The 20,345-nt window shown below is 70.8% G+C and carries 12 protein-coding genes and 2 pseudogenes; 8 read left to right on the top strand and 6 right to left on the bottom strand.

From position 1 onward, the window contains the following. Positions 1 to 96: 96 nt before the first annotated feature. The gene (locus AWC03_RS16085) at positions 97 to 399 is read right to left on the bottom strand and encodes a CDGP domain-containing protein (RefSeq protein WP_085241709.1); all 303 of its coding nucleotides are present in this window, start codon (positions 397 to 399) and stop codon (positions 97 to 99) included. A 146-nt stretch (positions 400 to 545) separates the two neighbouring features. Here AWC03_RS16085 and AWC03_RS28240 point away from each other — a divergent pair. The 3 genes and pseudogenes from AWC03_RS28240 to AWC03_RS16070 all read left to right on the top strand — a co-directional run. Next, positions 546 to 748, top strand: a pseudogene (locus tag AWC03_RS28240) (MBL fold metallo-hydrolase); the annotation flags it as partial. Positions 749 to 989: 241 nt separating this feature from the next. Beyond that, a complete protein-coding gene (locus tag AWC03_RS16075) occupies positions 990 to 2,126 on the top strand; it encodes a PPE family protein (protein WP_085241708.1) in 1,137 nt (378 codons plus the stop codon). A gap of 128 nt (positions 2,127 to 2,254) precedes the next feature. Next, positions 2,255 to 3,394, top strand: coding sequence for a PPE family protein (locus tag AWC03_RS16070; protein ID WP_085241777.1), 1,140 nt, complete (start codon positions 2,255 to 2,257; stop codon positions 3,392 to 3,394). On the opposite strand, the gene AWC03_RS16065 is transcribed toward AWC03_RS16070, so the two are convergent. Continuing rightward, a complete protein-coding gene (locus tag AWC03_RS16065; RefSeq protein ID WP_085241707.1) occupies positions 3,383 to 5,755 on the bottom strand; it encodes a heavy metal translocating P-type ATPase in 2,373 nt (790 codons plus the stop codon). The genes AWC03_RS16070 and AWC03_RS16065 overlap by 12 nt on opposite strands. 107 nt (positions 5,756 to 5,862) lie before the next feature. Between AWC03_RS16065 and AWC03_RS16060 the strand changes: the two genes are divergently transcribed. Together AWC03_RS16060 and AWC03_RS16055 are read left to right on the top strand one after the other, a co-directional pair. Continuing rightward, on the top strand, positions 5,863 to 6,267 hold the full coding sequence (locus tag AWC03_RS16060) for a CBS domain-containing protein (RefSeq protein ID WP_085241706.1): 405 nt from the start codon (positions 5,863 to 5,865) through the stop codon (positions 6,265 to 6,267). Continuing rightward, on the top strand, positions 6,264 to 7,802 hold the full coding sequence (locus AWC03_RS16055) for an FMN-binding glutamate synthase family protein (RefSeq protein ID WP_085241705.1): 1,539 nt from the start codon (positions 6,264 to 6,266) through the stop codon (positions 7,800 to 7,802). The genes AWC03_RS16060 and AWC03_RS16055 overlap by 4 nt, the downstream gene beginning before the upstream one ends. Here the strand turns inward: AWC03_RS16055 and AWC03_RS16050 are convergent. The 3 genes from AWC03_RS16050 to AWC03_RS16040 are packed head-to-tail and all read right to left on the bottom strand — an operon-like array spanning position 7,771 to position 15,563. Next, positions 7,771 to 10,434, bottom strand: a complete 2,664-nt coding sequence (locus tag AWC03_RS16050; RefSeq protein ID WP_085241704.1) for a cation-translocating P-type ATPase — start codon at positions 10,432 to 10,434, stop codon at positions 7,771 to 7,773. The two genes, AWC03_RS16055 and AWC03_RS16050, sit on opposite strands and share 32 nt — an antisense overlap. Positions 10,435 to 10,451: 17 nt before the next feature. Then, the gene (locus AWC03_RS16045; protein ID WP_244275365.1) at positions 10,452 to 11,066 is read right to left on the bottom strand and encodes a DUF5994 family protein; all 615 of its coding nucleotides are present in this window, start codon (positions 11,064 to 11,066) and stop codon (positions 10,452 to 10,454) included. 9 nt (positions 11,067 to 11,075) lie between these two features. After that, positions 11,076 to 15,563: a cation-translocating P-type ATPase gene (locus AWC03_RS16040; RefSeq protein ID WP_085241702.1), complete on the bottom strand. Its 4,488-nt coding sequence runs from the start codon at positions 15,561 to 15,563 to the stop codon at positions 11,076 to 11,078. Positions 15,564 to 15,729: 166 nt separating this feature from the next. Here AWC03_RS16040 and phoU point away from each other — a divergent pair, with 166 nt between their 5' ends. The 3 genes and pseudogenes from phoU to mgtA all read left to right on the top strand — a co-directional run bounded on the left by phoU (position 15,730) and on the right by mgtA (position 20,062). Beyond that, a complete protein-coding gene (gene phoU / locus AWC03_RS16035) occupies positions 15,730 to 16,395 on the top strand; it encodes a phosphate signaling complex protein PhoU (RefSeq protein WP_085241701.1) in 666 nt (221 codons plus the stop codon). Positions 16,396 to 16,431: 36 nt separating this feature from the next. Then, positions 16,432 to 17,429, top strand: a pseudogene (locus tag AWC03_RS16030) (magnesium transporter CorA family protein). Continuing rightward, positions 17,426 to 20,062 (top strand): magnesium-translocating P-type ATPase, encoded by a 2,637-nt coding sequence (gene mgtA / locus AWC03_RS16025; RefSeq protein ID WP_085241700.1) that lies wholly within the window; start codon positions 17,426 to 17,428, stop codon positions 20,060 to 20,062. Before AWC03_RS16030 ends, mgtA begins: the two are co-directional and overlap by 4 nt. Here mgtA and AWC03_RS16020 read toward each other — a convergent pair. Next, positions 20,059 to 20,328, bottom strand: a complete 270-nt coding sequence (locus AWC03_RS16020) for a hypothetical protein (protein ID WP_244275367.1) — start codon at positions 20,326 to 20,328, stop codon at positions 20,059 to 20,061. The genes mgtA and AWC03_RS16020 overlap by 4 nt on opposite strands. Positions 20,329 to 20,345 lie beyond the last annotated feature (17 nt).

Below are 20,345 nucleotides of genomic sequence, written 5' to 3'. Positions count from 1 at the left end.
TACTTCAGACCCGCCCCACCCATCGACCCCGATGACCCACCACCGTTTTGACGGCCGGGCCCCGCCTGAGCCACGGGTGTGGAGTCGTTGCCGGCCTCAGCCGTCGATGTGCGTCGGCGGGTCGGCGAAGGTGAAATCCGAAGGGGGATGGTCGGGACCCATCGTGTCGCAGTGCCCGTCGGGCACCAGGTAGGAGCTGGCGCCGTTGGGAATCAATCGGGCCACCGCGACGCACCGCTGCCACGTGCCGTCCGGCTGGACGGGTCCATCGCACTTGCTGAGGACGGGTCCGCCGTACTGGCAGCCGGCGCCGGCCGGCGGCGCGGCGGCGATCAGCCCCGCGGCCATCAGCAGGGCGGCCAATCCTCCGACGATCCCTCCAACGATGCCGAGCTTCATGCTTGCCTCCCGTCACCCCACGGCTGGGCGGTGCCGAGTGCTTGCGGTGGCAGTGCCGTCGACAACCCAGCCAGCAACCAGTGACGCTACCGCTTTCCTGCCGGCTTTTGGATCGGTAGCGATGGCCGGGAGGTCATCGCCGGCCGACGTGGGGACAGCACAAGATCACCCAGGGCGGCACCAGCCTCACCCTGACGTCGCCGCCGACGACGGATCGCCGGGGCGCCGGCTCTACATCTCCGGCGACACCCTGCTCGTCGAGGAACTCAACGAGATCCCGGCGCGGTTCGACCCCATCGACGTCGGCGTGCCGCACCTGGGCGGGACCCGGCTGCCGGCCGGCCCGCGGCGCCGCGGTGACCGTCTGAAAGAGCCGTCGCGGGGGCTGATCGGCTGCCTGGAACGGGCCCACCGGGTTAATGCTTTGGTTACCCTAACGGCAGGGGTATATCGTTCGTCCCGTCCGGGACTCGACGCGGAAGGATCTGGGGGCCACCCTGGGGGGTGAACGCCCATTATTTCCGGGCAGTTTGCAACCTGGTAAGCGTAATTTACCGGCCGCGTACTCGGCATAGACAAGGTGAGATGTGATGGACTTATTCGCGCCGCCTGAGGTCACCTCGACGCTAATCCACTCCGGGCCGGGAGCGGGTTCGCTGATCGAGGCCGCCGGCGCGTGGCAGAACTTGGCCGTCGAGCTGGAGAACTCGGTTGCCGTGTATGCGTCCGCTCTTTCGTCGTTGATCGAGTCGTGGAACGGCCCCTCCTCGATGGCGATGCTCCAGGCCGTCCAGCCCTACCTCATCTGGCTGCGCGAGACCGCCCAGCAGGCCCAGCAAACGGCCGCCTCGGCGGAATCCGCCGCGGTGGCCTTCACCGCCGTCCGCGCGGCGGTGGTCCATCCGGCGGTGGTGGCCGTCAACCGGACGCGGCTCGCGCAGCTGCTGGCCACCAACCGCTTCGGGCAGAACACCGCGGCGATCGCCGCGACCCAAGACGAATACCAGACCATGTGGGCGAACAACTCGGCGGCCATGACCCGGTACCAGGCCACCTCCTCACAGGCGACGGGCCAGCTGTCTCAATTCAATTCGCCGCTGACCATCAGCAGCCCGACGGCCGCGGTCAACCAGAACGCCGCGGTGTCCAATTCGTTGCTCACCACGGTGGGCACCACGGGGAACGCCATCAACCAGCTCGGCGCCACCCCGTTCGACCCGAACGCGGGTTGGTTCAGCTACTTCAGCACCTGGGGCAACCAGTTCATCTCGTCGGGGTTCCCGATCAACATGCTGAGCTACCTGGCGCAGAACACGTCCGCCCAGGCTCTGCAGGGCGTGGGCAGCGACATCGGCCTCGGGCTCTCGGAGGGCGAGGGGGCGCTGGCGGCGTCGATGACCCGGCTGGCCGGCGCGATCTCGGCCGCTCCGGGCGGCGCACCCGCGGCCGCGATGGGGGTCGGGGTTTCGCTGGGCAAGCTGACCGCCCCGCCCGCGGTGGTGGGGCTGCTCCCGGCGACGCAGACGCCGGTGCAGCTGGCCTCGTCGGTGTCGCCCCTGCCGGCCGACGCGGGGCTGACCGGGATGCCGCTGATGCCGATGATGGCGCCGGCGACGAACTCGGCGGGCAGCGGCTGGCGCAAGCGCAAACAGCAGAAGTTCGAGGATCAGGAATACGGGGCGGAACTCCCGAAGAAGGTGATTCACCGACCCCCCAGCGGCGGATGAGGAGCGACGATGGTTCCTCACCACTCCGGAAGCCGCATTTCGCCGCCGGATAGGTCAATGGCGGCGCGAGCCCTGTATCGCGCCCGCGCGACGCCACCCGCGCGCCCTGTCCGGTCGGGTGACCCGTGATCGATTTCGGGCTGCTGCCGCCCGAGATCACCTCGGCGCTGATCCACGCCGGACCCGGCGCCTGGTCGATGATTGACGCCGCCGGCGCGTGGCATGAGCTCGGCGCCGCGCTGGAGGCGGCGGCAAGCAGCTATGCCTCGGAGTTGGCGTCGACGACGGCGACCTGGCGCGGCCCGTCCGCGCTGGCCATGGCCCAGGCGTTCGAGCCCTACCTCGCCTGGCTGCGCGCCACCGCGGTGCAGTGCCAGGAAATCGCCACGTCGGTGGAAATCGTCACCGCCGCATTCGAATTGACCCACTGGACGGTGGTGCATCCCTCCGTCGTGGCGGCCAACCGGGCGCGGTTGGCGCTGCTGCTGGCCACCAATTTCTTCGGCGTCAACGCTCCGGCGATCGCCGAGACTGAGGCGGAGTACGACGCCATGTGGGTGAACAACTCCACCGCGATGTACCGGTACGGCGCGACGTCACTGAACGCCGTCAAGCTGTCCCAGCTCTCGTCACCGCCGCAGGTGGCCAACCCCTCGGCGGTGTCCCTGCAGGCCCCGATCGCACCCACCGCGAACGCGCTGACCAGCTCGTCGACCACCGGCACCGGGTCGGTGCTCGACGCGCTCGGCGTCACCCCGTTCGACCCCAACAAGGGCTGGTTCGGGTATTTCAGCACGTGGGGCAACCAGATCATCGCGGGAGGTCTCCCCGTCAACCTGCTCAGCTACATCGCGCAGGTCACCGCCGCCCAGGCGCTTCAGGGGGTCAGCACCGACATCGGGCAGGGCCTGGCGGAGGGCTCGGCCGCGTTGGCCTCCGCGGAGGCCAGGTTTGTGAGCGCCCTCGGCTCCGCCAATTCGTTGCTGGCACCGCGCGGCACGCTGGGGGTCTCCGTCTTGGTGGGCAAGCTGAGCATGCCGCCCGCGACGGTGGGGATGCTGTCCGGCGTCCAGCCGCCGGTGCAGCTGGTCTCGGCGGTGTCCCCGCTTCCACCGGGCGCAGCGCAGCCGCCCGCGATCCCGGTGGCCCCGATGCGGCCGCCGCTGGGTGCCAAAAATGGCCGCGGCGAAGGCCGGGATTACGACGACATCGAGATCGGCGCGGAGCTTCCCGGCACGGTCATGAAGCGACCGCCGTCAGCGGGATAGCTTGTGCCCCAAGGCCTGACGGCTCTCCGACCGTGCCGGAGCGGGCTCGTCCTCGGCCAGGGTGAAGTAGCTCTCCTCCTCCTGCAGGAAATGCAGGCGCAGCAGGGCGTGCAGCCCGTAGAGGCACGCGAGCAGGTCGTCGACCTGGTCGGGGCCGATCCCTCCGCCGCTTTGGGCCAACGCCAGGTGCGCGCCGATCCGGTCGGAGAGTCGCTGGATCTCGGCATGGGTCCGGCTCATCGGCGCGGTCGCTTCGCTGGTGCCCAGCGGATATGCCAGCGCCGGATAGAGCTCCGACTCCTCGGCGCGTTCGTGCGGGATGATCCGCTCGGTGAGCACCGTGTGGGCGTGGCGGACCGCTTCCATCGCCGGCTGATCGGCCCCGTCGGCCAGCCGGTCGGCGGCGCCGCGCAACAGATCCACGGCGTCGCGCAGCTCGTCGTGTTCGGCGTCGAAGCGCCGCAACAGCTGCTCGGTGGTCGCGGGCAGATCGACCTCGATGTCGGGATTGCCGCGCAGGGCGCGCAGCGCGTTGAGGATCACGGCGACGTCGATGCCCTCCTGCACCAGCGCACCGACGGCCGGTGGCAGCCACCCCACGGCGGCGACGGCCATCGCGGCCAGCGACAGGGCCATGCCGACGACCGCGCTCTGCACGGCGATGCGCCGTGACCACCGGGCGATGTCCATCGCATCGGCGAGCCGCTCCAGTCGGTCGGTGGTCAAGACGATGGCGGCCGCCTCCGAGGATGCGGTGGCGCCGCGGGCGCCCATCGCCACGCCGACGCTGGCCGCCGCCAGCGCGGGGGCGTCGTTGACCCCGTCGCCCACCATCACGGTCACCGCGCGGTCCTTCTCGACGCGGACGGCGGCCACCTTGTCGGCCGGGCTTTGTTCGGCGTACACGTCGTCCAATCCCAGGACGGCCGCGACCTCGCGGGCCGGCTCGGTGCGGTCCCCGGTGAGCATGACCAATCGGTTCAGCCCCGCCTCGCGTAACCGGCGCAGGGTGCGCGGGGCGTGGCGACGCAGCGGGTCGCGCAGCAGCACCGCGCCCGTGGGCCGCCCGTCGACGCAGACCCAGGCGATGGCGGCGCCGTCGAGCAGGGCGCGATTGACCACCGCCCTGGCCCATTCGGTGTTCGCGATGTCGTGCGCGAGTTTGCCGACGTGCACCCGGTGACCGTCCAGGGTGGCGGTGACGCCGCGGCCGGGTTCCTCGACCACCTCGGTGGGAAGCGACAGCTGCAGATCGCGGTCCCGCGCGGCGGTGACGATCGCCTCGGCCAGCACATGCGGGGACATCTGGTCCACCGAGGCCGCCATCCGCAGGATCGCGATCGCGTCGCGCCCGGGGGCGGCGGCGACGTCGATGACCACCGGGCGCCCCATGGTCAGGGTGCCGGTCTTGTCCATCACCAAAGTGGTTGCTTGGCCGAGGTTTTCCAGAGCGCCGCCGCCGCGGATCACCACCCCGCGCCGCGACGCCCGCGACAGCCCCGACACGATGGCGACCGGTGCGGCCAGCAACAGCGGGCACGGCGTCGCCACCACCAGCACGGCCACCGCCCGCACCGGTGAGCCGGTGGCCAGCCATGCCGCACCGGCCACCAGGAGCGTCAACGGCAGGAACCACGCCGCATACCGGTCGGCCAGCCGCACCACCGGCGCGTTCTCCGCCCCGGCCTCCGCGGCCAGGCGCACGATCTGGGCGTACGTGCTGTCGGCCGCGGTGGCCGCGGCCTGCATCTCGAACGCGCTGCCCGCGTTGACCACCCCGCTGCGCACGGATTCGCCGGCGCTGCGCTCGACCTGCAGCGGTTCGCCGGTCAGGACCGACTCGTCCAGTACCGCGACCGGACTGGAAATGCGCCCGTCGACGGGCACCACCTCCCCCGGGCCGACCACCAGCAGATCGTGGATCGTCACGTCCTCCAGCGCGATGACGTCCACCGCCGAGTCGACGCGGCGGCGGGCGAACCGGGGCGCATGCTCCAGCAGCGCCCGCAGGTCGTGGGACGCGCGGCGTTCGGCCGCGGACTCCAGGGCACGCCCGCCGGCCAGCATCACCGCGATCAACGCCCCGGCGAGATATTCGCCCACCAGCAGGGTGCCGACCAGCGACAGCACCGCGATCAGATCGACCCCGAACCGGCCCCGCCGCAGCGCGGCGAGCACCCACACCACCGCGGGGATGACCGCTACCACCGTGCCTGCGATCCAGCAGCCGTCGGCCAGCCGGCGCGCACCGACCAGCCAGGCGGTCCCGCCGGCCGCCAGCGCCAGGGCGGTCACCGCGGCCAGGGTGGGCTCGACCCATTGGGCGGGCCACATCCGCCGCTCCCGCGCCCTGGCATCCATGCCTGTCAGCCTTCCCCGAGATCGCGGCGATGGCTAGGGCCGGATGGACGCGGATTGGGGACTCAGGTCACTAGCAGGGGGCGGCTCGTCCCGGTCAGCATGATGACGTGACTGAGAGTCTCTCCGCCGGTTCCCTGCCCATTCACACCATCACCGGCGACCCGGTCGCCCGGGTCCCCGCCGACGCCACGATCGCCGACGTGGCCAGGGCCATGGTGACCTGCGACGTGGGAGCGATCGCGGTCGGCGACGAGCCGCGGCCGACCGCGCTGGTGAGCGAACGCGACATCGTGCGGGCCGTGGCGGCCGGACGCAACCCCGCGACCGCTCCGGTCTCCGAGGTGGCCAGCACCAAACTGGTGTGGTGTGACGCCGAAGCCTCGGTGGACCAGGTCGCCGCCCGGATGATGGACCGCTACATCCGGCACGTGCTGGTGGAGCGCGACGGCGCGCTCGTCGGCATCGTCTCGGCCCGCGACCTGCTGGGCGTCTACGCGGACTTCGATTCTTGACGCGGCGAGCGGTGGCCGCGCTGATCGGCGGCAGCCTGGCCGGCCTGACGGGGTGGGACCTGCTGCAGCGCCGCCACGCCATCCTGCGCAACTACCCGATCGTCGGACACCTGCGGTTCCTGCTGGAAGCGGTGGGCCCCGAGTTGCGCCAGTACATCGTCACCGACAACGACGCCGAGCGCCCGTTCAGCCGCGACCAGCGCCGCTGGGTGTACACCTCGTCGAAGCTGGCCAACCGGTACTTCGGCTTCGGCACCGACAACGACCTGGAGCGGGTGCACAACTACCCCATCGTCAAGCACGCCGCGTTCCCCGTCGCGGCGCCCGCCGGCGAGGCCGAGCATCCGGACCCGGCGGTGCCGTTGCCGGCGGCCAAGGTGCTCGGCGCCGCGCGGGGCCGAGCCAAGGCCTTCCGCCCGTCGTCGCTGGTCAACATCTCCGGGATGAGCTTCGGCGCGCTCGGCGGCGCGGCCGTCACCGCCCTGAACAAGGGCGCGGCGCTGGCCGGCGCGCTGCACACCACCGGCGAGGGCGGGGTGTCGCCGTATCACCTGAACGGCGGCGACCTGGTCTGGCAGATCGGCACCGGCTACTTCGGCTGCCGCGACGACGACGGCCGGTTCAGCCTGCCCCGGCTGGCGGACCGGGTGGCGGCCACGCCGTCCATCCGCGCCATCGAGATCAAGCTCAGCCAGGGCGCCAAGCCCGGCCTGGGCGGGGTGCTGCCGGGCGTCAAGGTCACCTCCGAGATCGCCGCGATCCGCGGCGTACCGGCCGGGGTGGACTGCCGGAGCCCCTCGGGACACTCCGCGTTCGGCGATGTCGACGGGCTGCTGGAACTCGTGGAGACCATCGCCGCCGAGACGGGCCTGCCGGTCGGCATCAAGTCGGCGGTGGGGGAGGGGCGGTTCTGGCTCGACCTCGCCGCGCGGATGGCCGCCACCGGCACGGGCGTCGACTTCGTGACCGTCGACGGTGGCGAGGGCGGCACCGGCGCGGCCCCGCTCGTCTTCAGCGACCACGTCGCCCTGCCCTTCAAGTGGGCCTTCCCCCGGGTCTACCGGGCCTTCGCCGAACGGGGATTGCACCACGACGTGGTCTTCGTCGGCTCGGGCAAGCTGGGCATCCCGGAGAACGCGCTGCTGGCCCTGGCCGCCGGCTGCGACATGGTCAACGTCGGCCGGACCGCCATGTTCTCCATCGGCTGCATCCAGGCGCAGCGCTGCCACACCGGCCGCTGCCCGTCGGGCGTGGCCACCCAGTCGCCCTGGCTGCAGCACGGCCTCGACCCGGACCTGAAGGCGGTGCGCTGCGCCAACTACCTGGCCACCCTGCGGTTCGAACTGCTGCAACTGGCCCGCACCTGCGGCTACGTCCATCCGGCGCTGGTCCCGCTGGACGCCATCGAACTTCTCGACATCGACATGAAGACGGTGCCGGTCGACGAGTTGCTGGGCTACCGGCCCGGCTGGGGCCTGCCCGGCCCGGCCGACAGCGAGGCGATCACCGCCGTGATGTCCACCGGCGCAGGATGAGTTTGCGGATTTCGCTGACCCACAGGACCGTGCTGGCCACGGCGATGCAGACCAGCCACTGGCTCAGCGACAGGGGGGTGGTGGTGAAGGCCGTGTTGAGGACGGGCAGCTGAACGACGGCGACCTGCAGCAGGGCCGACAGCCCGATCGCCGCCCACAACCACCGGTTGGCGAAGAAGCGGTGGAACGCGGACCGGGTCTCCGAGCGGGCGTTGATGGCGTTGATCAGCTGCGCGATCACCAGCACGGTGAAGCCCGCCGTGCGGGCCGTGTCCAGCGACGACGGGAGGGTGCCGCCGGGTGCGTAGAGGTGGATGGTAACGAGCGTGGCGGCCGCCACGGCGGCGCCGATCACGATGATGTTGTTCCACATCCGCCCGTCGATCACCCGGTCCGACACCGAGCGCGGCGGCCGGCTCATGACATCCTCGGTGTGTGGGTCCACGCCCAGCGCCAGCGCCGGGGCGCCGTCGGTCAGCAGGTTGATCCACAGAATCTGCGTGGCCAGCAGCGGCAGCGCGAAGGTGTCGCCCTGCGACAGGCCGATCGCCCCGGCCAGCACGACGCCGAAGAAGACGGTGAAGATCTCGCCCATGTTGGAGGACAGCAGGTAGCGTAGCGACTTCTTGATGTTCGAGAAGATCCCCCGGCCCTCGCGGATCGCCTGGACGATGGATGCGAAGTTGTCGTCGGCGAGGATCATGTTCGCCGCTTCCTTGGCGACCTCGGTGCCGGAGCGGCCCATGGCGATGCCGATGTCGGCCGATTTCAGCGCGGGCGCGTCGTTGATCCCCTCGCCGGTGACGGCGACGATTTCATGGTCGGCCTGAAGGGCGTAGATGATGCGTTGTTTCTCCGCCGGATCGACCTGGGTGTACTGCGAGTGCAGACGAACCGCTTCCCGGAGCTGCTCGTCGTCCAGGGTGGCCAGTTGCGCGCCGGACACGGCAGACTCGCTGTCTTCGATACCCAGCTTCCGGGCGATGCGCGCCGCCGCCCGCGGATGGTCGCCGGTGATCATCACGACCCGCACACCGGCGCGGCGCGCCTCGGCGATCGCCGCCGCCACCTCCGGACGGGGCGGGTCGGTGATCCCCACCATGCCCAGGTACACCAGGTGCCCGCCGGACCGGCAGGCGACCGCCACAGTGTGCAGGGCATCGAGCGCCAGCCGCTCGGCATCGCCCCGGATCGTGGCCCGTGCCGAGTCGTCGAGCGGAACAAGCCGATCACCGGCCTGTAGGTGCGTGCAGCGGCCGAGCACCTCGTCGGGGTCGCCCGTCGTCACGTCGGCCGGAGTCGGGCGGGGCCCGTCGCCGAGCTTCCCGTGGGCCACCAGGAAGGCCGCGTCGACGGGATCCCCCCGGATCGTCCACCGGCCGTCGTGCGCCTCGAGGGCGGCATCCCGGCCCGTGGCGGCGCCCCCGTCCAGCACCAGGGCGGCCTGACGCCACAGGGCGTCGCCCTCACCCAGCGGCGCGCCGTCACGCTCGAGGCGACCCTCGGGGCGATATCCGGCGCCGGTGACCCGCACCTCCTCCCCAAGGGGGGTGACGACCCGCACGATGGTCATCTCCCCGGTCGTGAGAGTGCCCGTCTTGCCCGAACACACCACCGACGCCGAACCCAGGGTCTCGGCGGAGGCCAGCTCCTTGACGACGGCGTTCTGACCGGCCATCCGCCGCATGCCCAGGGCGAGTACAACCGACATGATGGCGGGCAGGCCTTCGGGCACGGCCGCCACGGCCAGCGAGACGCCCAGGAGCACGGCCGTCACCAGGTCGTGGGCGCTGTGGATGCCGAAGACCACGAAGATCGTCGCGATCACCAGCACCGCGATCACCAGCACGGCGATCCCCAGCAGCCGGCTGGCCCGGGCCACCTCACGCTGCAGCGGCGTCGGCTCGTGGTCGACGGTGCGCACCAGGCCGGCGATCTGACCCGTCTGGGTCGCCATCCCGGTGGCGGTCACCACCGCCCGCCCGGCGCCCCTAGTGACCGCGGTGCCTTTGAACACCATGTCCGCCCTGTCCCCGAGCGCCGCCGGCTCGGGTAGCGTCCGGGCATCTTTGAGCACGGGTTCGCTCAGCCCCGTCAGCGCCGCCTCGGACACCTCCAGCCCCGGCGACGAGAGCAGCCTGGCATCGGCCGCAACGGCATCGCCCTCGGCGAGCAGCAGCACGTCGCCCGGGACGACCGCGGCCGCGGGCACGATGCAACGCGCGCCGTCGCGGATGACGGTGGCGGAGGTCGCGGCCATCCGCGCGAGCGCGCCGACCGCCCGCTCGGCGCGGGCTTCCTGTGCGTACCCCAACAGCGCGTTGAGGACGAGGATGACCGCGATCACCACCGCGTCGACGGGCCAGCCGCCGGCCCCCTCGACCGCCCAGACCGCAAGCGATGCGACCAGCGCGGCCAGCAGCAGGTAGATCAGCGGGCTGCGGAACTGCACCAGCAGTCTCCGGTAGGCCGGCGCCGGGGGGACGCTCTCGATGTCGTTGGCGCCCACGACGACGAGCCGCCGGGCGGCTTCCGTCGCGGTCAATCCCGTTTGGGGGTCGGTGCGCAGCATTTCGACGACGGCTGCGGCGTCGAGGAGCGCGGGGTCGGGGTCGAGCAGTGCGGCGTCCACCGAGCGCGCTCAGCCGGTCAGGCGTGGCTCGCCGGGAGCGGCGAGGCGGCTTCCCTGCGGGACTCGATCATGCGGTTGCGGACGATGTGTTCGACGAGGACAGGCACGAAGGTCTGGACGGGTGCGTCGACGAACTGCGCGGCGGCCTCCTCGGACCACCGCTTGATCTGGGCGGTCCGTTCCTCGTCGTCGAGCCCTTCGTGGCGGGCCAGCTTCTCGGCGACGTCGGCCACCGACCGCGCCACCGTCCAGCGGGGCTGTTGCGGCACCGCGTCTTCGGCGGGGACCCGCACCTGTTCCAGCGCTTCACGGGCGACGTCTTCGCCGGCGTCGGGGCGGATGACGTGCAGTGTGAGGTGGTGGCCATCCTCCCCGATCAGGATGACGCTGGCCGGTTCGTCGCTGGTGAAGGCTAGCAGTTCGATCGTGTGGCCGCCGATCTCGGCCAGCGGAGGCGTCTCTTGCCAGCCGTTGCGGCGGTAGCCCACCATCACGACCGGGCCGAGCCGCTCGGACACCGACGCCAGCAAGTCCGGTAACTCGTCGACCAGGTTCGCGGTCCGCGGCCACCAGGCACCGTCGATGTGCTCCGATACGGACCGATAAGGCTTGAGTTCTAAGCGATTTTCCATTTGCACGGCTCAATCGTCGTCGGGGCGGTCGGAACCCGACAGGGTCCGCCGCACCGAAGGGGTGTGACTTTGTGCCCTTTCGGGATCAGCCGCCGACTCGACGCCGAGCCAACGCCGCTGCACGCTGTGTGATGCGCGCAACATCAGATCGGGCGCGACGGCGGACAAGGAGCTGGCCGCCGCCGCGGCCAGCAGGCCCTGCCCCCAGGCCAACGGGTCCAGCGGCGTGCAACCGAACAGCTGGCTGAGGCCCGGGGTGCTGATCACCACCGCGAGTGCGCCCAACGAGCCGACCGACGTCAACACCACCAGTGGCGCGCGCGAGTCGACCAGGGTCTGGGTGAGTTGCGCACCCACCAACGAAACCAGGGCGACCGTCGCCGCGCGGCGCGGCGGGCCGGTCACGCTGGCCATCGCCCAGCCCGCCGTGGCGCCGATGGTGGTCGCGGCCCCGCGGATCCCGATCGCCCGCCACATCGCCGCCTCGTCGCGGTCGACGTCGGCGGAGCCCACCTGCGGGCTGACGGCCAATGCGGCGGCCGGTAGCGCGTCGGTCAGCATGTTGACCAACAGCATCTGGCGGGCATTGAGCACCGAACGCCCGGTCAGGATGGTGGTCAGCAGGGCGAAGCACACCTCCCCGAGGTTGCCGCCCAACAGCATCGACACCGCCGATTGCACCCGCCGCCACAGCTGCTCGCCCTCGTCGAGGGCGTCGAGCAGCCCCTCGATCCGCTCATCGAGCAAGACCACGTCGGCCGCCGTGCGGGCCGCGTCGCTGCCACGCGCCGCCACGCCGATGCCCACGCTGGCCGCCCGGATCGCGGCGGCGTCGTTGACGCCGTCGCCGACCATCGCGGTCACCAGCCCGGCCCGCTCGAGGGTCTGCACGACGCCGATCTTGTGCTCCGGCGTCATCCGCGCGAAGACCACCCGCGACGCCGCCGCGGCGGCCCGCCCGTCGGCGGACAGCGCCTCCCAGTCGCTGCCGGTCATCACCTGATCGGCCGTGACGTCGAGGCCCATCTCCTGGGCGATCACGGCCGCTGTCGCCGGGTGATCACCCGTGATCAACCGGACGCCGATGCCGCGCTCGTCGAGTTCCTTCAGCACCGCGCGGGCGGCGGGCCGCGGGGTGTCGGCGAGCCCGAGCAGGCCGATCGGGGTGAGCCCGGAGGCGCACAAGGCCTCCAGGCGGTCGGGATCGGCCGCCGCGGCCGCCGCGTCGTCGGAGCTGAGTTCCCGCTCGGCCACCGCCAGCACCCGTAAGCCGTTGGCCGCCATCTCGTCGACCTGCCGCGTCAGGGCGTGGCCGTCGTGCAGCAACGCCGAGGCGAGAACCTCGGGTGAGCCCTTGATGGTCAGCCGGGTGCCGACCAGTGCGGCCGCGAACGGTCGGCCGGACTGGAACGGCAGGAACGCGTCGCGGGTCAGCCGCTGCGGCTCGGAGCCGTCGCCGCGAAGCGCCGGATCGTCGGCGGCCCGCTGTATCGCATCGTCGGTGGCGTGGTCGACACGGTGGCTGTGCCGGGCATAGCTGGTGCTCAACGCCGCATCCAGCACGACACCGGGGGGGTGGCCCGTCATCGGGCGCACCGCCTTGACCTTCAGCCGGTTTTCGCTCAGCGTCCCGGTCTTGTCGAAGCACACCACGTCCAGCCGGGCCAGCGCCTCCACCGAGTGGGGGTTGCGGATCAGCACCGATTCGCCGGTGAGCCGGCGCGCGGCGGCCAGCTGGGCCAGCGTCGCCACCAGCGGCAGGCCCTCGGGGATCGCGGCGACGACGAGGGTGACCGCGCTGGATACCGCCTCGCGCAACCCGGTGCCCCGCGCCATGCTGAGCAGTCCCACCAGGGCGCCGCTGGCCACACTGAACGGCAAGGCCCGGCGGGTGATGTGCCGCAACTGCCGCTGCAGCCCGATCTCCTGCAGTTTCCTGGGCGCCATCGCCAGCGCCCGGCGCATCTCCGACCGCGATCCCACGGCGGTCACCACGGCCACCGCCGTGCCCGCGACCACCGTCGTGCCGGCGTAGAGCATGCAGGTCCGTTCGGCCAGCGGGGCTCCCGGCGTGGGTTCGGTCTGCTTGGCCACCGGCAGCGATTCGCCGGTCAGCGTCGACTCGTCGACCTCCACGTTCGAGGCGTGCAGCAGTCGGGCGTCCGCGGGGACCACCTCGTCGGCGTGGACTTCGATGATGTCGCCCAGCCGCAGCCGCTTGGTCGGCACCTTCTCGCGGCGCTGCGCGTCCAGCGGGCCCACCCGCCGCCTCGCCGGCGGATCCTGCACGGCCAGCAGGCGATCCAGGGTGCGTTCGGCGTGCAGCTGCTGCTCGGCCGACAAGGCGGCGTTGACCAACAGCACGCTGCCGACCAGCACCGCGTCCAGCGGGGAGCCGAGCAGCGCGCTGGCCGCCGCACCGGTGGCCAGCAGCGGGGTGATCGGGTCCGCCAGGTCACCGCGCATCTCGTCGAAGAAATCGCGGATGGTCCCCCACGACGCCGCGCCCGCGTCGTGCAGCGCGCGAACCGGCGGCACCTGCTGCCACCACGCGGCCGCCTCCTCGCGGGCCTCGTCGTCGGTGGGGCGGGGCAACAGCCGCTGCACCTCGGCGACCGGCAACGCGTGCCAGTCGTGGCTGGTTTCGGGCTCCGGCAGCGGATCCCGGAGGGTCTTGACGGCCGCCCGGTACCCGAACCACAGGCTGGCCGCCATGCCGACATTGACGGAGGCCGAACTGCGCCCGGGCACACCGGGAATTAGCATCAACGCGCCGATCGCCGACGCGGAGGCGGACAACCGGACGGCACCGTCGGTGGCCGCGCGCGCGGCGGGCAGCGCGTGCAACAGGCGCCAGGCCCCCGTCAAGTCGTTCGCGATCACGTCGGCCGCCCAGGGCGGGGAATGTCCCGGCCGCAGCAGGCCGATCGTCACGTCGGAGCGGTGGGCGGCCCGCATGTCCGACGTCGTCAGCAGCGCCACGGTGTTCCCCGCGGCCTTCAGCTCCGCCACGGCCGCCGCCACCGCGTGGTCGATCGATCCGCCCGGCTCGGCTGCGGGATAAAGCTGGTCGAAACCCTGTGCCAGGGAGCGCAATCCGTCGTCGTCGAGGGAATAGACGCGCGGTTGTGACCGCCGCGCCTCGGTGAGCACCGCCGCCGCGAGCGGATCCCGGACCGGGCTGATGAGCGCCTCGCCGACGTTGCCCGCCCCGGCGATGTCGGCCAGTCGGTGCCATCCGGGCTGCAGACCGTCGTTGTCGAGTGCGGCGCGAACCGCTTCCCAGGCGCGGGCGCGTGCGGAATTCTCCACTCCGAGCACGCGACTGACCGTCAGTTCGTCGGTGTACAGCGCTCGGGGGTCGACCATGATCGCGTCAATCCGGTCCAGCGTCCGCAACACCCGGGGGCGCAGCACCAACGCGTCGTGGCGGCTGGACAGGCCGCGGTTCATCGTGCAGCCGAACGCTTCCCGCACGGTGCGCAAGGGTTTGGGGACGGCGGCCAGCGCGGCGGCGCCGGCCGCGTCGGGGTTGCGGGTGAGCAGGCCGACCGCGGCGGCGACGCCGACGCCGGCCAGGCCGGCGCGGTTGGCGTAGCGTTCCGCGAGCCCGTCCGGCGGAGCCGGGTTGCCGACGGGGGCCGGGGTGGCGTCGTCGGACACCGGCCGGTCGGCCAACCCGGGCTCGTGCCGGACCCAGGCCAGCCTGCCGTTCCACGCCTCTGCCGCCAGCATGGTGCGGGTGGCGGCCTCGGCGGCCGCCGCCGTGGGCGACAGCGTCAGCGCCGCGGAGGTGGCGTTGACGATGCCGAACAGCACATCGGTGCCGTCGGGCCCGAGGCGTCGCTCCAACTCGCGGCGCAGCCGCGGCAGGTGGTCGGCCACGGTCGGCGGCACGGCCACCAGGTCGGGGAGCCGGGGCAGCCGCAGCAGACTGCCGGTCAACGAAAGGCCAAGGCCCACCGAGGCGGCCGTGGCCGCCACCATCCGGCCCATCAGCAGCGCGTCGTCGCCCGGGAGGCTGGCCGGCAGGGCCCTGCCCGCGCGCCTTCCGCCGCGTCGTTCCGCGTCGGCGACGCTCCGGCACAGCGCGGCCGCCGAGGGCCCATCGTCGGCCACGGTCACCACCACCCGCGCCAGCGCGCGGTTGAGGTAGGCCTGGCGCACCCCGGGCATCGCCCGGACGGCCGCCAACACGTCGGTGGCGATCGCCGGTCCGTGTGTGCCGTCGAGGCCGCGCACCTCGATCCAGCGCCTCGGCCCGTTGCCGCTGACGCGCCGGGCCGGCGGGCCACCCACCGCCTCGATCACCGCGCCCGCCGCGGCACGGGTCAGTGCGGGAACGTCCGGGGTGGCCTGCACCAGGGACCGGCCCACGCTCGCCGCGACATGCCCGCCCAGCAGGGCGGTGCCGGCCGCCAGCTCGGTGCCGACCGCGGCGACGCGCAACGGCGCCGTCAGCAAGCCCAGGCCGGGCAGGCTGCGTCGTGTGCTCACCGTGTTCTCCGGGCTCGGGTGGTGTGTGTCTACAGGTCGCCCCGGTGCGGCAAGGGTGACAGCGGCAGCTTAACGGGCGGTAACGCGCGCGGGAAAAGTCATTCAGGCCCTTTTCGGGGGGCTTTCGTCCCTTGTCAAATGCTCTCGCGTTGGCCACCGTTGCGCTATGCGAAGCGTATATCACCGCCAGCTGGCCGAGTTGACCGTCCAGCTCGGCGAGATGTGCGGCCTGGCCAACGAAGCCATGCGGCGCGCCACCGACGCCCTGTTGGAGGCCGACCTCGACGCAGCCGAACAGGTTATCCGTGAGCACGACCGCATGGTGGCGCTGCGGGCGGAAACCGAACGAGAAGCGTTCGCCCTGCTGGCGCTGCAACAACCGGTCGCCGGTGAGTTGCGGGCGATTTTCAGCGCCATCCAGATCATCACCGACATCGAACGCATGGGCGCGTTGGCGGTGCACATCGCCAAGATCGCCCGGCGCGAACACCCGAACCGGATACTTCCCGACGACCTCCGCGCGTGCTTCGCCGACATGGCTGGGGTGGCAATCGCCTTGGGCGACAGCGCAAAACAGGTGCTGATCTCCCGCGACCCACAGCAGGCCGCCCGACTTCGCGAACAGGACGACGCGATGGACCAGCTGTACCGGAACTTGTTCAGCACGCTGCTGGACGAGGACTGGCGGGACAACATTCCCCTCGCCGTGGACGCGGCGTTGCTGGGCCGCTTCTACGAGCGCTTCGCCGACCATGCCGTGGAGGTCGGCCGCCGCGTCGTATTCATCGTCAGCGGCAATCTGCCCACGCCGGACGAGATCTCGACCTACTGAGCGGCGCCGGTCGGGCCGGGCTGGGAAGATAACGTCGTGCAGGGCACACCGGACATTCAAGGCCGCGTCTGGCGCCACGGTAAGCCGCAGGAAGACTTCACGTTCGACGACATCTCGGGATACCTGCGCGAGCCCGACACCCTGGTCTGGGTGGACCTGTGCGCCCCGGACCACGACGCGTTGTGCGACCTGGCGGCCGAACTCGGCCTCAACACGTGGGCGGTCGAAGACGCCTTGGCGGCGGCAGAACGGGTGAAGGCCACCGCGTACGAGACGCACACCTTCTTCACCGTCTACGCCGTTCGGGTTGCGGCCAAAGGTGCCGACGAGCCGCGGCGAACGCTGTCCATGCCCGGATTTCGGCCTTCGTGCTTCCCCGCGGATTGATCACGGTGCGCCTGACTCCGGACTTCGACGTCGCCGCGGTCACGCGGCGCTGGGAGGAGATCGGCGCCCAGCAGTACGGTGTGGGCGCCCTGGTGCACGGGTTGCTCGACGTCGTGGTGGACAGCCACTTCGCCGCGGTGGAGGCCCTGGACGACTGCGTCGAAGACATCGAAGACGAGCTGTTCGACGGCACGCCGCGCCAGGCGAGCTTTCAGCGCCGGACATTCCAGATGAGACGGGACCTGGTGGCGCTGCGGCGGGTGGCGCTGCCGATGCGCGAGGTCGTCAACTCGATCCAGCACCACCGCCACGAGGTCGGCACCGTCCCAGAACTGGACCCGTTGTACGCCGACCTGTATGACCACGTGCTTCGCGTGTCGGAATGGACAGAGTCGTTGCGCGACATGGTCACAACCATTTTCGAGACCAACCTGTCCCTTCAGGACGCCCGGCTGAACACCATCATGAAGAAGCTGACCGGGTGGGCGGCCATCATCGCCGTCCCCACCGCGATCACCGGGTTCTACGGCCAGAACGTCCCCTACCCGGGCTTCGGCCACGTCGCCGGCTTCCTTGCCAGTACCAGCCTGATATTCGTCCTGATGGTGGTGATCTACGTGATGTTCAAACGACGGGACTGGCTATGACCGCTGACCTGCTACCGGATACCGCGGCCCCGAACACGGCGCTGGTCGCCGCCGCCCCCGTCGACGACGTGCTGCGCCGGCTGGACAGCTCGGCCGCCGGGTTGTCCAGCGCGGAGGCCGCCGCCCGGCTCACGCGCCACGGACCCAACGCCGTGCGCACCCATCACGTCAATGTCCTTGCGGTGCTGGGTCGTCAACTGCGCAATGCGGTGCTCATCCTGTTGGCCGGTACCGCGATCGTCTCGTACTTCCTGGGCGACAGCATGCAGGCCGTCATCATCGGCATCATCCTGGCGGCCAGCATCGGCCTCGGTTTCATCAACGAATACCGCGCCGAGCGGGCCGCCGCCGACCTGCATGCGAGCGTGCATCACAACGCGCTGGTGCGCCGCGACGGCGAGTTCGTCGCGCTCGCGGTCACCGCGCTCGTACCGGGCGACGTGATTCGGCTGTCGCTGGGGGAGGCCGTGCCGGCCGATGTGCGGCTGATAGAGGTCAGCGGTCTGGAATGCAACGAAAGCATCCTGACCGGGGAATCGACCGGATCGGAGAAATCGCCGGATCCGGTGCCGCCCGGGACCGACCTGGCCGACGCGACCGACCTGGCCTTCATGGGCACCATCGTCAGCGCCGGCGAGGGCACCGGAGTCGTGTACGCGACCGGAAGAAACGCCGAATTCGGGCGAATCGCTTCGGGTTTGGACGAACGCCAGCCCGAGACCAGCTTCCAGGTGGGGCTGCGCCGGTTCTCCTACCTGCTGCTGCAAGTCGCCGCCGCGCTGATGGTGATCATCTTGGTCAGCAATCTGCTGTTGTCCAAGCCGATCATCGACTCCGTGCTGTTCTCGCTGGCGATCGCGGTCGGGATCACGCCGCAGCTGCTGCCCGCCGTCGTCAGCACCGGCCTGGCGACCGGGTCACGGCAGCTCGCCAAGGCGAAGGTGCTCGTCAAGCGGTTGGTGTGCATCGAGGACCTCGGCGATATCGACATCCTGATCACCGACAAGACCGGAACCCTGACCGAAGGCCGGATCCGTTTGGTGGAGTCGTGCGATCCCGCCGGTGCGCACAGCGACTCGGTCCGGCGACTGGGACTGCTGGCCTCGGACGTGGACCCGGAAACCGCTGGCGCCAGCGCCAATCCGCTCGACGCCGCGCTCTGGGAGTCCCCGCAGGCGCGGGAATTGGTGGCCGGTGCCGCGCACCGGGTGGCAATTCTGCCGTTCGACCATGAACGTCGGGCGACGTCGGTGTTGGTCGATGACGACGGCAACCGGGTGCTGGTGGTCAAAGGGGCGCCCGAGCAGGTGCTGGCCCAATGCCGAGCCATCCCGCCGGCGGCGGAGGACACCCTCGCGGCGTTGTTCGCCGCCGGGCGCCGGGTGGTGGCCGTGGCCACCAAATCGGCGCCGGGGATGACGACGCTCACCCGGGCGGACGAATACGGGCTGTCGCTCGCGGGGTTCCTAGTTTTCGCCGACGAACCCAAAATCGCTGCACGCCAATCGCTGGCCGAGCTGGCCGACCTGGGCATCGAGCTGAAGATCGCCACCGGGGACAATCCTCGGGTCGCCGAAAAAGTGTGCGGCGACCTGGGTTTGGTTTCGAAGGGCACCATCACCGGCGCGCAGCTGGACGCGTTGGACGACGACGCGTTCGTCGACATCGCGCAAAACCACACCATTTTCGCGCGCATCTCCCCCGAGCAGAAGGCACGGCTGATCACCGCGCTGCGGCGCAAGGGGCGATCGGTCGGCTTCCTGGGTGACGGGGTCAACGACGCGCTGGCGTTGCACGCCGCCGATGTGGGGATCTCGGTCGACAGCGCCACCGACGTGGCCAAGGACGCGGCCGACGTGGTGCTTTTAGAAAAGGACCTCGGTGTGTTGGCCACCGGGGTGGCCGAGGGCCGGCGCATCTTCGCCAACACCATCAAGTACGTGCTGATGGGCACGTCGAGCAATTTCGGGAACATGTTCAGCGCCGCGGCCGCATCCGCTCTGTTGCCGTTCCTGCCGATGCTGCCCAGCCAGATCCTGCTGAACAACCTACTCTACGACACCTCGCAGCTGGCGATCCCGACCGACCGGGTCGACGCGGCGCAGTTGCAGGCGCCCTCGCATTGGAACGTCGCGTTCATCCGCCGGTTCATGCTGATCTTCGGCCCGATCAGTTCGCTGTTCGACTTCCTGACGTTCGGGTTGATGCTGGGCGTGCTGCACGCCGGCGCGATCGAGTTCCGGACCGGGTGGTTCGTGGAATCGCTCGCGACGCAGACGCTGATCATCTTCGTCATTCGCACCCGCATGGTGCCGTTCTTTCGCAGCAGGGCCAGCGTGTTGCTCACCGTCACCAGCCTCACCGTGGTCGCCGTCGGTGCCGGGCTCACGATCTCGCCGCTGGCCCGCACCCTGGGCTTCACGCCGCTGCCGTGGCAGTTCTTCGCCGTGCTGGGCGCCTTCGTCGTCAGCTATCTGGTCCTGGTGGAGCTGGGCAAGCTGCTCTTCTACAGCGAGCCGATGCACCTCAACGGGCAGCCGCACCGCACCCGCGGAAGCGCGTATCGCATCCGGCGCCGTGCGGCGCGCTACCACTACATCGAGCGGCGGATGCGGAGGCGGAACGCAGCTTAGCGCTCGACCTGGAGGGTCGGCGGATCGGAAAGGCCTTGCTGGATTCCCCGGTCGACCTTGTCGATCATGGTCGTGCTGCCCGCCGGAGCCGTCTCCTGGCAGGCGCAGCTGAGGGTACTGAAGGGGCTTGGGTCGGCGTTCGCCGATGCTGCCGACCAACTTGCAGCGCCGAGAATGAGTGCAACGCCGACCAAAAGTCTAGGAATCATTTGGCCTTCGAGTTCTCGAAATTGGATCGCCACCAATTTTACCGGCGCGCGTGTCACGAGCCTGTCAACTAGCT

Origin of the sequence: Mycobacterium europaeum (assembly GCF_002102155.1) — a bacterium.
GTDB lineage: Bacteria > Actinomycetota > Actinomycetes > Mycobacteriales > Mycobacteriaceae > Mycobacterium > Mycobacterium europaeum.
This window is presented reverse-complemented; position numbering and strand designations above follow the sequence as displayed.

What these genes read in the sequence shown, in the direction of transcription:
- mgtA (WP_085241700.1), top strand. Translation starts at nt 17,426, where the DNA reads ATGACCGCTGACCTGCTACCGGATACCGCGGCCCCGAACACGGCGCTG.
- AWC03_RS16075 (WP_085241708.1), top strand. Translation starts at nt 990, where the DNA reads ATGGACTTATTCGCGCCGCCTGAGGTCACCTCGACGCTAATCCACTCC.
- AWC03_RS16045 (WP_244275365.1), bottom strand. Translation starts at nt 11,066, where the DNA reads ATGGAAAATCGCTTAGAACTCAAGCCTTATCGGTCCGTATCGGAGCAC.
- AWC03_RS16065 (WP_085241707.1), bottom strand. Translation starts at nt 5,755, where the DNA reads ATGGATGCCAGGGCGCGGGAGCGGCGGATGTGGCCCGCCCAATGGGTC.
- phoU (WP_085241701.1), top strand. Translation starts at nt 15,730, where the DNA reads ATGCGAAGCGTATATCACCGCCAGCTGGCCGAGTTGACCGTCCAGCTC.
- AWC03_RS16085 (WP_085241709.1), bottom strand. Translation starts at nt 399, where the DNA reads ATGAAGCTCGGCATCGTTGGAGGGATCGTCGGAGGATTGGCCGCCCTG.